Annotated in this window: 11 protein-coding genes and 1 pseudogene; 6 read left to right on the forward strand and 6 right to left on the reverse strand. The window is 67.6% G+C overall.

What is annotated here, in order from left to right:
* Positions 1-78: 78 nt before the first annotated feature.
* The 4 genes and pseudogenes from AC5P7U_RS17770 (at position 79) to AC5P7U_RS17785 (ending at position 2987) form a co-directional block, all read left to right on the forward strand.
* Positions 79-810, forward strand: a complete 732-nt coding sequence (locus AC5P7U_RS17770; protein WP_133935922.1) for a suppressor of fused domain protein — start codon at positions 79-81, stop codon at positions 808-810.
* A gap of 51 nt (positions 811-861) precedes the next feature.
* On the forward strand, positions 862-1827 hold the full coding sequence (locus AC5P7U_RS17775) for an NAD-dependent epimerase/dehydratase family protein (protein ID WP_006476986.1): 966 nt from the start codon (positions 862-864) through the stop codon (positions 1825-1827).
* A gap of 89 nt (positions 1828-1916) precedes the next feature.
* Positions 1917-2639 (forward strand): glycosyltransferase family 2 protein, encoded by a 723-nt coding sequence (locus AC5P7U_RS17780; RefSeq protein ID WP_197563331.1) that lies wholly within the window; start codon positions 1917-1919, stop codon positions 2637-2639.
* A pseudogene (locus AC5P7U_RS17785) lies at positions 2639-2987 on the forward strand (lipid-A-disaccharide synthase N-terminal domain-containing protein). The gene AC5P7U_RS17780 and the pseudogene AC5P7U_RS17785 overlap by 1 nt, the downstream one beginning before the upstream one ends.
* A gap of 67 nt (positions 2988-3054) precedes the next feature.
* On the opposite strand, the gene AC5P7U_RS17790 reads toward AC5P7U_RS17785, so the two are convergent.
* Complete coding sequence (locus AC5P7U_RS17790) at positions 3055-3303, reverse strand: hypothetical protein (RefSeq protein ID WP_049455816.1); 249 nt, start codon at positions 3301-3303, stop codon at positions 3055-3057.
* A gap of 229 nt (positions 3304-3532) precedes the next feature.
* On the opposite strand from AC5P7U_RS17790, the gene AC5P7U_RS17795 reads away from it, so the two are divergent.
* A complete protein-coding gene (locus tag AC5P7U_RS17795) occupies positions 3533-5305 on the forward strand; it encodes a DUF885 domain-containing protein (protein WP_049455815.1) in 1773 nt (590 codons plus the stop codon).
* A 133-nt stretch (positions 5306-5438) separates the two neighbouring features.
* Here AC5P7U_RS17795 and AC5P7U_RS17800 read toward each other — a convergent pair whose 3' ends face one another.
* From AC5P7U_RS17800 to AC5P7U_RS17820, 5 genes are all read right to left on the reverse strand, one after another.
* A complete protein-coding gene (locus AC5P7U_RS17800; RefSeq protein WP_495221298.1) occupies positions 5439-8648 on the reverse strand; it encodes an efflux RND transporter permease subunit in 3210 nt (1069 codons plus the stop codon).
* A gap of 10 nt (positions 8649-8658) precedes the next feature.
* Entirely contained in the window at positions 8659-9864 is a 1206-nt protein-coding gene (locus tag AC5P7U_RS17805; RefSeq protein ID WP_495221299.1) for an efflux RND transporter periplasmic adaptor subunit, read from the reverse strand.
* Positions 9861-11114 (reverse strand): TolC family protein, encoded by a 1254-nt coding sequence (locus AC5P7U_RS17810; protein ID WP_495221301.1) that lies wholly within the window; start codon positions 11112-11114, stop codon positions 9861-9863. Before AC5P7U_RS17810 ends, AC5P7U_RS17805 begins: the two co-directional genes overlap by 4 nt.
* A gap of 56 nt (positions 11115-11170) precedes the next feature.
* Positions 11171-11503, reverse strand: coding sequence for a hypothetical protein (locus AC5P7U_RS17815; protein WP_495221302.1), 333 nt, complete (start codon positions 11501-11503; stop codon positions 11171-11173).
* 209 nt (positions 11504-11712) lie between these two features.
* A complete protein-coding gene (locus AC5P7U_RS17820; RefSeq protein ID WP_133935915.1) occupies positions 11713-12111 on the reverse strand; it encodes a RidA family protein in 399 nt (132 codons plus the stop codon).
* Between the two features lie 108 nt (positions 12112-12219).
* Between AC5P7U_RS17820 and AC5P7U_RS17825 the strand changes: the two genes are divergently transcribed.
* The gene (locus tag AC5P7U_RS17825; protein WP_006476843.1) at positions 12220-13113 is read left to right on the forward strand and encodes a LysR family transcriptional regulator; all 894 of its coding nucleotides are present in this window, start codon (positions 12220-12222) and stop codon (positions 13111-13113) included.
* Positions 13114-13173: the final 60 nt, after the last annotated feature.

The raw sequence follows: 13173 nt of genomic DNA on the forward strand, positions 1-13173 counted from the left end.
AATGACAGGGAACGTACCGCCGCGCGCGCCGTGGGATGTACTGCCTTCCGGCCCGTGGCCTCATCCAGGGAGCAGGACATGAGCAACGCATTCGACGACGTCAGCCCGGGCGGCAGCCCGATCATGGTGCACAGCCGCCAGAAGGACTTCACGCCGGCGCAGGGCGAAGAACACATCGAGGCCATCGGCGCGCACATCGAGCGCCATCTGGGCCCGGTATCCGGCGTCTTCCACGAGATCATCTCCGACCTGGTTCACATCGACGTGCACGTGGTGCCGGCCAATGAGCAGTTCCCGTACCTGCGGCTGGTGACCTCCGGCATGAGCGACCTGCCGATGACCGTGCCCGCCGAGGTGGATGCGGACGTGCCGCGCTACATGGAGCTGATGGTGACCCTGCCGGCCGACTGGCCGATCTCGCAGGACGCCTTCGAGGACGAGCGCAATTACTGGCCGGTGCGCCTGCTGAAGGGCATGGCGCGGCTGCCGCACGAGTACGACACCTGGCTGGGCTTCGGCCACACCATTCCCAACGGACACCCCAGCGAGCCCTATGCGCCGGGCGTGGGCTTCGACGGTGCCATCGTGCTGCCGCCGGTCACCACGCCGGAAGATTTCGCCGAGCTGGTGCTTGAGGATGGCAAGACCATCGCCTTCATGGCCCTCATGCCGCTGTACCCGGAAGAGATGGACCTGAAGCTGAAAAAGGGCGCCGAAGCACTGCTCGACCGCTTCGATGCGAAGAACATCCAGGACGTGATCGAACCCGGCCGCAGCAATGTGGCCAAGAAGCGTTTCGGGCTGTTCTGAGCCCGCAGCGTATCCTCTGCATCTGTACTCATTGATTTCCAGGCAACTGCAATGACCCTCCTGCTCACCGGCGCTGCCGGCTTCATCGGTGCCTACACCGCCCGCGCGCTGCTGGAGGCTGGCCAGCCGGTGGTCGGCCTGGACAACTTCAACGACTACTACGACCCGCAGATCAAGCGCGACCGCGTGGCCGCGCTGTGCCCGGCGCTGGACCTGCGCACGCTGGACCTGACCGACCGCGATGGCCTGGCCGCGCTGTTTGATGAGGTGCAGCCGAGCGCGGTGATCCACCTGGCCGCGCAGGCCGGCGTGCGCTATTCGCTGGAAAACCCGCATGCCTACGTCGACAGCAACCTGGCCGGCTTCGTCAACATGCTCGAACTGTGCCGCCACCGTGGCGTGCAGCACCTGGTGTATGCGTCGAGCAGCTCGGTCTATGGCGACTCGGCCACGCCGCCGTTCTCCGAAGACCAGCGCGTGGACCAGCCACGCTCGCTGTACGCGGCAACCAAGGCCGCCAACGAGCTGATGGCCTACACCTACGCGCAGTTGTATGGCCTGCATGCCACCGGCCTGCGCTTCTTCACCGTGTATGGCCCGTGGGGCCGGCCGGACATGGCACCGCTGCTGTTCTCGCGCGCGGTGCTGGCCGGTCGGCCGATCGACGTGTTCAACGAAGGTCGCATGCAGCGCGATTTCACACATGTCTCCGACATCGTGGCCGGTATCCTTGGCGCCCTCGCGCATCCGGCCGACGGTCCGGTGCCGCACCGGGTGTTCAACCTCGGCAACCATACGCCGGTCGAGCTGGAGCGCTTCATCGGCGTGATCGAGCAGGCTGCCGGCCGCCCCGCGCAGAAGGTCTACAAGCCCATGCAGCCCGGCGACATGGTGCGCACGATGGCCGATACCCGGCGCGCCCATGACGCCTTCGGCTTCGACGCGGTGACCCCGATCGAAGTGGGACTGCCACCCGTCGTGGAATGGTGCCGCGAGTACTTTGGTGATCGCGCCTGAGGACGGATCCTCACGCCGCCGGGTTCATCTTCGGATAACCTCGGTTTCGGAGAATGCGCGGTCTTTGTCCCCCTTTGGCCGAGTGCCTTATGAGCCAACCCGAGCTTTCCGTTGTCGTCCCCGTGTTCAACGAGCGCGACAATGTCACCCCGCTGGTCACCGAAATCACCGCGGCGCTGCGTGGCCGGGTACCGTTCGAGATCATCTACATCGATGACCACTCGCGCGATGACACCCTGGCGGTCCTGCAGGGCCTGAAGGCGACCACGCCGGAACTGCGGGTGCTGCACCACGTGAACCAGAGCGGGCAGAGCACCGCCGTGCGCACCGGCGTCAAGCATGCGCGGGCGCCATGGATCGCCACCCTGGATGGCGATGGCCAGAACGATCCGGCCGACATTCCCAAGCTGCTGGCCGCGCGCGATGCGGCCGAGGCGCAGGTGAAGCTGTTTGCCGGCTGGCGCGTCAACCGCCAGGACAGCGGCAGCAAGCGCTGGGCCAGCCGCTGGGCCAATGCCATCCGCGCGCGCATGCTGCGCGATGACACGCCCGACACCGGCTGCGGCATCAAGCTGTTCGAGCGCAACGCCTTCCTCGACCTGCCGTACTTCGACCACATGCACCGTTACCTGCCGGCGCTGATGCAGCGTGCCGGCTGGAAGACCATCAGCGTGCCGGTCAACCACCGCCACCGTACCGCCGGCGTGTCCAAGTACAACAACCTGGGCCGCGCGCTGGTCGGCATCCGCGACCTGCGCGGCGTGGCCTGGCTGATCACCCGCAGCAAGCGCACCGCGGTGGAAGAGCGGTGATGGGCCTGGCACTGCACTGGCTCGACCAGCCGCTGACCTGGCTGTACTGGACCGGCCTGCACGTGACCGGCTGGAAGCTGATCGGCTATACCGGCGCGCTGATGTTCGGCGGCCGCTGGCTGGTTCAGTTCATCGCCTCCAAGCGTGCCGGCAAGCCGGTCATCCCGCGCCTGTTCTGGTACATGAGCGTGGTCGGCAGCCTGATGACGCTGAGCTACTTCCTGTTCTCGGCCAAGCAGGACTCGGTGGGCGTGCTGCAGAACCTGTTCCCGGGCGTTCACCGCGCTGTACAGCCTGCAGCTGGACATCAAGCACCGGGGCTGGAAGCGGGACAGGGCCAGCCACTGAGGGCCCGGTAGATGCCGGGCACGCCCTCCGCGGGCGAAGGGGGGATGATCCCCCTTCGCCGATGTATTTACTGCGGCCGACAAACGATGTGGAAAGGATTCTCGTCTTGACCATACCGGGCATATAGCACTTCTGCGACAGCGATCTGTGCGGCCTCTGCACTGGGAGCCTCTTGATCAATGGTGCCTTCTCCAATGATGACCGAGGGCTCCCCCCGACTAACCACATAGTCGCAGGTAAACATGGCAGCTTTAGCCTCAACGGCCATCGCTGCGGAGAGGGTCGCGCCAATCACCACGGCATGGAACATGCGCATATTCTTTTCCTCCAACTTGAATCTGGATGGGTAACATCGACGTATCGGCGGAGGTTCTGGCTCCGTCGAAATCGAGCTTTTCATGTGCAGGGCTGGAAAGATGTGGGAGATTGCCGTGAAGTATGATCAGGACTTCCCGCTCAATTGATCAGATGCAGGACCTTCGTCCCATGCCACGGGCGGTGGGCGGTGCCATGATCGGGGTCTGCCTTCCCGGGAACCTGTGCTCGTGAAAACCCGTCTTGCCGTTGCCCTGCTGATTGCCCTGTCCACCCCCGCCGTGGCCCTGGCCGCACCGCCCGCCACCGCTGCACCGGCCAGCGTGGCCACCGAATCGCCCGCCGACGCCGCCTTCCGTGCGGTGTACGAGAAGGAATGGAAGTGGCGCCAGGACGGCGGCGGTGAGGCCAGTGAGGACGAAGATGCCCCGGCCAATGCCACCCGCATGCCCGACGTCGGCCCGGCCGCACAGCAGGCACGCCTGAAGGTGTGGGACGAGACCCTGGCCGCGCTGAAGAAGATCGACCCGAAGACCCTGTCGGCCGACAACCAGGTCAACTACGCGATCTACCGCGACCAGGTGTTCAACCTGGCCGAAGAGGTGCGCCTGCGCGGCTACGAGATGCCGTTCAACGCCGACTCCTCGTTCTGGTCGAACCTGTCCTTCATGGCCCGGCGCGAGATGAAGACCGTGCAGGACTACCAGAACTACATCGCACGCCTGAATGACGTGCCGCGCTACTTCGGCCAGCAGACCGAGAACATGCGCGCCGGCCTGAAGCGTGGCTTCAGCGTGCCGCGTGCCGTGCTCGATGGCCGCGAGGTGTCCATCGCCACCGTTGCCGAACTGAAGGACCCGACCGAATCGCCGCTGTACGCGCCGTTCAAGAAGCTGCCCAACAGCATTCCGGCCGCCGAGCAGGCCAGGCTGCAGGCGCAGGCGCGCGAAGCGATCAGTGGCAAGGTGGTGCCGGCGTTCCAGCAGCTGCGCACCTTCTTCGTCAGCGAGTACGTGCCGCAGGCGCGCACCACGCTGGCTGCCGAAGCGATGCCGGACGGCAAGGCGTACTACAAGCAGCAGATCCACGAATACACCACGCTGGACCTGTCGCCGGACGAGATCCACCGCATCGGCCTGGGCGAAGTCGCTCGCATCCAGGGCGAGATGAACGACATCATCAAGCAGGTGAAGTTCAAGGGCAGCTTCGCCGAGTTCCTGACCTTCCTGCGTACCGATCCGCAGTTCTACGCCAAGACCCCGGAAGAGCTGCTGTCGCGCGCGGCGTGGATCTCCAAGCGGGCTGACGGCCAGCTGGGCAAGTACATGACGCTGCCGCGCGCGCGCTTCACCATCGTGCCGGTGCCGCCGGACATCGCGCCGTTCTGGACCGCCGGCCGTGGTGGCATGGGCACCTACTGGCTCAATACCTACAACCTGCCGTCGCGCCCGCTGTACAACCTGCCGGCGCTGACCCTGCATGAATCCGATCCGGGCCACGCGCTGCAGGGTGCCATCGCCGCCGAGCAGAAGAACCTGCCCGAGTTCCGCCGCAACGCCTACATCTCCGCCTATGGCGAAGGCTGGGCGCTGTACTGCGAGAAGCTGGGCGTGGAGATGGGCATCTACGAAACCCCGTACGAGGATTTCGGCCGCCTGACCTACGAAATGTGGCGCGCCGCGCGCCTGGTGATCGACACCGGCGTGCACAGCAAGGGCTGGACCCGCGAGCAGGCACTGGCCTACCTGCGTGACCACACCGCGCTGAGTGAGCATGAAGTGACCACCGAGGTGGACCGCTACATCTCCTGGCCGGGCCAGGCGCTGAGCTACAAGCTGGGCGAGATCGCCATCGTGCGCCTGCGCGCGCAGGCCGAGAAGGAGCTGGGCGACAAGTTCGACATCAAGGGCTTCCACGACACCCTGCTCAAGCAGGGTTCGGTGCCGCTGCCGGTACTGGAACAGCAGATCCAGGCCTACATCGCTGAGCGCAAGAAGGCCTGACCGGTCCGCGGTAATGCCGGCCGCTGGCCGGCAACCTGCACGCACCGCAATCGTTCGACATTGCCGGCCAGCGGCCGGCACTACCTGGGATCGGGAAACGGGGCCGGATCATACGATCCGACCCCGTCGACCTTCACCCGCCCGCCCGCGGCTTGGCCACGCGCGCGGCAAACGTCGGCAGCACCAGCAGGGTCAGCACGGTGGCGGTGATCAGGCCACCGATCACCACCGTCGCCAGCGGCTTCTGCACCTCGGCACCGGAACCGCTGGCGATCGCCATCGGAATGAAACCGACGATCGCCACCAGCGCCGTGGTCAGCACCGCGCGGATGCGGCTCGCCGCGCCGTTGATCGCCGCCTGCAGCGGCAGGTCGCCGGCATCCAGGCGCTCGCGGATCGCCTGCATCAGCACCAGCCCATTCAAGGTGGCCACGCCGGAGACGGCGATGAAGCCGACCGCCGCCGACACCGAGAACGGCATGCCACGCAGCAGCAGCGCGAGAATGCCACCGACCAGTGCCAACGGCACGCAGCTGAACACCAGAAGGGCTTCCTTGCCGCTGCGCAGTGCCATGAACAGCAGGCTGCCGATCAGCAGGAACACCACCGGCACCACGGTGGCCAACCGCTTTTCCGCGCGCTGCAGATTCTCGAACTGGCCGCCCCAGGTCAGGTAGGCACCCGGCGGCAGTGCCACGTCAGCCACCGCGGCCTGTGCTTCACCCACGAAGCCACCCAGGTCACGACCGCGCACGTTGGCCTGCACCACCACGCGGCGGCTGCCGTTGTTGCGGCTGATCTGGTTCGGCCCTTCGCTGACCGTGATGCGCGCGACCGACGACAGCGGAATCACCAGTCCCGACGGCGTAGCGATCGGCAACGACGCCAGCTGGTCCGGATCGTTGCGCGAGGCATCGTCCAGGCGCACCACCACGTTGAAGCGGCGATCACCTTCGAAGATCTTGCCGGCTGCCGTACCACCAATGCCGGTGGACAGCGCATCACTCACATCCGCCGCGGTCAGCCCGTACTGCGCCGCCGCCACGTGGTCGATGGCCACGTTCAGCGTGGGCAGGCCGGAGATCTGCTCCACCCGCACGTCAGCCGCGCCCTCCACTGCACGCAGCTTCAACGCCACCTGGTCGGCCACCTTCTGCAGCTGGCTGAAGTCATCGCCGAAGATCATCACCGCCAGGTCGGTACGCACGCCGGAAATCAGCTCGTTGAAGCGCAGCTCGATCGGCTGGCTGAACTCGAAGCTGTTGCCCAGCTGCTGCCCGGCCAGCGTTTCGAAGCGTGCCACCAGCGCGTCCTTGCCCAGCGTCGGATCCGGCCAGTCCTTGCGTGGCTTCAGCACGATCACGCTGTCGGAGATGTTGGTCGGCATCGGGTCGATGGCGGCCTCGGCGGTACCGGTACGCGAGAACACGGTTTCTACTTCCGGCTGCTTGGCAATCGCCTTTTCCAGTGCCAGCTGCATCGCCAGCGACTGCTCCAGCGAAGTCGACGGCACGCGCAGGGCCTGCATCGCCACGTTGCCTTCGTCCAGCGTCGGCATGAACTCGCGTCCCAGCAGCGAGAACGAACCGATGCCCACCACCACCATCATCACCGCACCGGCCAGCACCGTGCGCGGATGCGCCACGGCCTTGCGCACCACCGGTTCGATGCGCGCACGCAGCACGCGGATCAGCTTGGTCTCGTGCTCGCCATCATCGGCATGCGCATCGCCATCCTTCACCTTCGGCTCGCGCACCAGCAGCGCGGCCATCGCCGGCACGAAGGTGAAGGAGAAGATGAAGGCACCGACCAGGGCCAGCATGAAGGTGGCCGCCATCGGGTGGAAGGTCTTGCCCTCCACGCCTTCCAGGGTGAGGATCGGCGCGAACACCAGCAGGATGATCAGCTGTCCGAACGCTGCCGGCCGGGCCATTTTCATGGCCGAATCGGCGGCCACGCGCAGGCGTTCCATCGCGGTCAGCGCACGACCCAGTTCGGCGCGGCGCTGGCCCAGCATCAGCAGCGTCGATTCGACCACGATCACCGCACCGTCCACCAGGATGCCGAAGTCCAGTGCACCCAGGCTCATCAGGTTGCCGCTGATGCCGAAGCGGTTCATGCCGATCACTGCGAACAGGAACGACAGCGGAATCACCAGCGCGGTGATCGTCGCCGCACGCAGGTTGCCCAGCAGCAGGAACAGCACCACCACCACCAGCAGCGCACCCTCGGTGAGGTTCTTGGCCACGGTCTTGATGGTGGAATTGACCAGTACGCTGCGGTCCAGTACCGGTGCCGCCACGATGTCGGCCGGCAGCGATGTGTTCACCTGTTCAAGGCGTGCGGCTGCGGCCTGGGCCACGGTGCGGCTGTTGCCACCCGCAATCATCAGCGCGGTACCCAGCACGGCTTCATGGCCATTGCGGCTGGCGGCACCCAAGCGCGGCGCGCGGCTCAGCTCGACCTCGGCCACATCGGCCACGCGCACCACCACGCCGTTGCGGGTGGCCACCGGGGCCTGCGCCAGATCCTCGGTGGTCAGCGCCAGGCCATCGGCACGCACCACCAGGCCTTCGCCGGCACGCTGCACGAAACCGGCACCGGCCTGCACGTTGGAGCGCTGCAGCGCGGTGACCAGGTCGGCCAGGCCGAGGCCGTGCGCGGCCAGCCGCGCGCTGTCCGGATGCACGCCGTATTCCTTGACGTAGCCGCCGACCGTATCGACGCCGGCCAGCCCCGGGCTGGAACGCATCTGCGGCGCGATGATCCAGTCCTGCACGGTGCGCAGGTAGGTGGCGCGTTCTTCCGGCGTGCGCAACAGGTTGCCTTCCGGCGTGCGGTAGACCTCACCGGCCTGCCAGCCGGCTTCACCGGGCTTGGCCAGCCTGGCCGGATCGAACGTGGTGAAGTCCACCGTCCACATCAGCACTTCGCCGAGGCCGGTGGTGACCGGCGACAGCATCGGCGACGCGCCATCGGGCAGGTCTTCGGATGCTTCGCGCATGCGCTCGGCCACCTGCTGGCGGGCGAAGTAGATGTCGGTGGCATCGGTGAAGATCGCGGTGACCTGCGAGAAGCCATTGCGCGACAGCGAGCGCGTGGTGGTCAGGCCGGGAATGCCGGCCAGCGCGGTTTCCAGCGGGTAGGTCACCTGCCGTTCGATCTGTTCCGGGGTCAGCGCCGGTGCCACCGTGTTGATCTGCACCTGGCGGTTGGTGATGTCCGGCACCGCGTCGATCGGCAGCTTGCCCAGCTGGAACAGGCCCACCGCAGCGATCAACGCCGCCAGGAACACCACCAGCCAGCGGTGGCGCACCGCTGTTTCAATGATCAGCTTGAACATGGTCGCCTCCTCAGTGGCCGTGCTCGGCTTCGCCCTTGGCCAGTTCGGCCTTGAGCAGGAAGGCATTGGCGCCGACGATGCGCTCGTTGCCGGTCAGTCCACCGAGGATCTCGATGCGGTCGCCAGCACGGCGCCCGGCCAGCACCGGCTGCGCCTTGAAGCCGCCGTCGACGGCGACGAACACCGCGCTGCTGCCATCAACGTTCTGCACCGCATCGGCGGGCACGCTGAGCGAACCGTCCTGGCCCTCGGTGACCACCACCGCCGAGACCGGTGAACCGGCCGGCGGCAGCGCGGCATTCACCGGCGTGGCACGGATCACTGCCACACCGCCCTGTTGGCGCACATCGGCGGCCGAACCGGTAACGGTGGCGGTGAAGCTGCCACCCGGCACGCTCACTTCCAGCGTCATGCCCGGCGTGACCTGCGCGGCCAGCGCCGGCGGCGCGGTGAACACCAGCTCGTTCATCGCCGGATCGGCGACGTCGGCCACTGCGCTGCCGGCGGCGACCACGCCACCGGGGGTGACCTGCACGTTGCCGACGATGCCGGCCACCGGGCTGGTGATGCGCACGCGGCCACTGGCATCGGGCGCACCGTTGGCGGCGGCCTGGGCCTGCGCGGCGGCGGCCTGGGCCTGTGCTGCCAGCGAGCGGGCGCGCGAGGCTTCCAGCTCCTGGCGGGCGACCACGCCCTGCTCGACCAGTGCCTTGTCGCGGCCATAGGCCAGGCGCGCGGCCTCGGCTTCGGCCGACGCAGCCAGCGCATTGGCGCGGAACACCGCAGCTTCGCCACTGACCACGATGGCCAGCGCCTGGTTCTGCTTCACCGCCGTGCCCGGCGCGACCAGCACGCGTTCGACGCGGCCGGTCACCGTGGAGGCGACCGAGGCACGTGCGCCTACCGACGGTTCGACCCGGCCGGACAGGCGGGTCGAACCGCCACCGCCGCGGCCGACGGCGACCACCTCGATACCGGACGCCTTGATCTGTTCCGGGGTCAGCTGCACTACGCCTTCATCTGCGTCCGCAGGCGCCTTCGCCGCTTCTGCCTTGGCTTCCTTGCTGTCGGCAGCGTGGCCGTGGCCATCGTCGGTGCCGGCCTTGGCCGTTGTGGGGTCTTCATTGGCAGGTGTCTGCGCATTGCCGGCGCAGCCGGCCAGCAACACGGTCAGCAGGAGGCCGCCGATCAGCGGGAAGGAACGGGAGAGAGTCATGGGGCCTCCACAAAGGGTGCGCGCCCTTCAAGCCGGGCGAGATCGATTTCGGCGCCGACGCGCGACAGGCGCGCGTCGACGGCGGTGCCGCGGGCGGCGATGAGGGCGCTGCGGGTGCTGCGCAGTTCCAGCTGCGAGATGCGACCGGCGTCGAAGCCGACGCGTGCGAGGCGATACGCCTCTTCGGCGGCGACCACGCTTTCATCGGCGGCGCGGGTACGGCTGCCGGCGGCCTTCAACCCGGCCACGGCAGACAGGCGATCGGCCTCGCTGTCGCGGCGCTGCTGGTCCAGGCGTGCCTCGGCCGCGCGCTGGTCGGCATTGGCGGCGCGGATGCCACCGCGGTTGCGGTCGAACAGCGGGATGCTGAGGCTGACCCCGAGGCTGTAGGCACGCTCGCCGCCTTCGCGGAAGCGGGTCTGCGCGGCAGTGACGCTGAGGTCGGGCAGGGCGCGCTTGCGCTCCACCTCCACCAGCTTGCCGGCTGCATCGGCTTCCGCTTCTGCGATACGCACCGCCAGTGCGGCGTCGGTGGCACCGCGCGGCAGCGGCGGGGCACGGTCGAGCAGGCTGTTGTCGATCGACTGCACCGGCGTATCCAGCAACGCGGCACCGGCCAGCCGCGCCAGCGCGGCATCGCGGAACGCCTGTGCTTCATCCAGCGACGCCGTGGCATTGGCCACTTCGCTCTGCGCCTGCACCGCGCGCAGCTGCGGTTCGCGTCCCTGCTTGACCATCGCGTTGACGGCGGCCGCATCATCGCGGGTCAGCGCGAGCGCTTCGCTGGCGAGGGTGTAACGACGCAACGCACTTTCCGCCTGTGCGTAGACCACCGCCAGTTGACTGGCGACATCACTGCGGCTCTGCGAACCACGCAGGGCAGCGGCTTGTGCCTCGGCCCGGGCGGCACGGACGCGCGCGCCACGCTGGCCCCAGACCTCCAGCGGCTGGGACAGGGTGAGCACGGTGTCGGCCTTGCCCATGCCGCCATAGGAGCCGGTGCCCCAGGCATTTTCGGCCGAGTAGGAGAGGGAAGGGTTGGGCAACGCACGGGCCTGGTCGGCGCGCGCATCGGCGGCCTCGGCCAGTGCCGTGCCCACACGGGTGCCGGGCAGCTGGTCCAGGCGTTCAAGCAGGGTGTCGTAGGAGGGGGCGGCTTGCGCCATCACCGATGCCGCCGGGGCCAGGCCCAGCAGCACAGCGACGACCAGCCCGGCCGCGCGCGGCGACCGAGGTGTCAGGATCGACATAGGGGGATTCCGGTTGTGAGTGAAACGGGAGCCCGCAATCGCGGGACGCGCTCAACTCACCCCCGGGGAGGACGCGTCAATTCATCCTGGGCGACCGCATAGGTCGCCGCATCGCCTGCATTCATCCAGCGCGCCGGCAGCGGCGCGCCGAAGGCGGCAAGCGTGTGTGCCGGCAGGCTCAGGTTGGAGTGGTGGCAGTGGTTGTGACCACAGGCACCGACATGCTTGCCGTCGGCATCGCCATCGGCATCCGGTGCGGACTCCACGTGCACCGTGCTGGCATGCGGTTCCACCGTGCACGCCAGTGCGTCGGCCACCGGCACGACCACGAACGCCGCCATCAGCAGCATCAGCAGGTACGAGCGGAGGTGGCGGGAGATCCGGCGCATGAAGGGGAGGCTAGCAAGCGGTTTTCGCCGGATACAATATCAATGGCCGCTTCGGGAATTCGTCGGAATCTCCCGTTCAGGTGGGCGGCATGGGGGCCTTCTGCCCTGGTGGGTACCGACCTCCTGCCCTGGTAGGTGCCGACCTCCTGCCCCGGTGGGTGTCGACCTTGGTCGACACGCCTTTCGATGCTGCCGGCCAGCGGCCGGCACTACCGGTCTGCAGGCAGCTTCGCGATCACCTTGATCTCGAACTGGAACCCGTACAGCCAGGTCACGCCGATGCCGGTCAGGGTCGGATGCGGCGCTTCGCCCCAGTACTCGGGCACGATCGCCCACGCCTTCTCGAAGTTGGTTTCCGGATCGACCAGGAACACGGTCACGTCGATCACGTCATCGAACGTGCAGCCTGCGGCAGCCAACACTGCATTGAGATTGTCGAAGGCGCGGCGCACCTGCGCTTCGAAGTCCGGCTCGGGCGAGCCGTCCTCGCGGCTGCCGACCTGGCCAGAGACGAACAGGAAGCCATCGGATCGGATTGCCGGCGAGTAGCGGTTGCGCTCGTACAGGGCCTGGCGCCCGGCGGGGAAAACGACATCACGCTGTGACATGGGGAAGATCCCGTGGGAGAGAACGCCATCCTCCCCGCCGGCGCTGTCTGGATAAACCGCGATGATCGGCCTAGATTGATTGCCAATTCCAAACAATAACGACCTGCCATGGACCGCTTCGAGGCGATGCGGGCATTTGCCCGGGTGGTGGAGACCGGCAGCTTTACCCGCGCCGCTCACACCCTGCAGGTCAGTCGCACCACGGTCACCCAGCTGGTACAGCAGCTGGAGGCGCACCTGCGGCTGCGCCTGCTCAACCGCACCACGCGGCGAGTCAGTGTCACCGCCGACGGCGCGGCCTACTACCCGCGCATCGCCCGCCTGCTGGCCGAGCTGGAAGAGGTGGAGGGTGGGCTGGGTGATGCGGCCACCCAGCCGCGTGGGCGCCTGCGGGTGGACGTGCCCGGGCCCTACGCGCGGCTGCGGCTGGTGCCGGCGCTGCCGGATTTCCAGGCGCGCTACCCGGAGATCCAGCTGGATATCGGCGTCAGTGATCGCGAAGTCGATGTCATCGCCGACAACGTCGACTGCGTGATCCGTGGCGGCACCCCGGCCGACCCGGCACTGGTGGCGCGGCCGCTCGGCGCGCTGCCGATCGGCTTCCACGCCAGCCCGGGCTATGTGCAGCGCTTTGGCCTGCCGGCCGACCCGCGCGCGCTGGAAGGGCCCGATCACCACATGGTCGGCTTCCTCAGCCCGCGCAGTGGCCGGGCGAGAGTGTTCAGCGCGCAGCGTGGCGATGAACGCATCGAGGTGCAGGGCCGCTACACGGTCGGTTTCGACGACGGCAATGCCTATCTGGCCGCGGCGTTGGCGGGGCTGGGCGTGGTGGCGTTGCCCAGCTACATGGCCGAACCGCACGTGGCGCGTGGCGAGCTGCTGCCGGTGCTGCAGGACTGGCAGTTGCCACCAATGCCGATGCATGTGATGTTCCCGCCGAACCGGCACATGAGCCAGCGGCTGCGGGTGTTCATTGATTGGGTGGTGGAGGTGCTGGGGTGAGCATCTGCAACGTTTCCGAACCCGCTCACGCGGCTGCACGTGCGAAAATCACCACGGCAC

This window comes from Stenotrophomonas sp. YJH_SMC_57 (assembly GCF_059369755.1).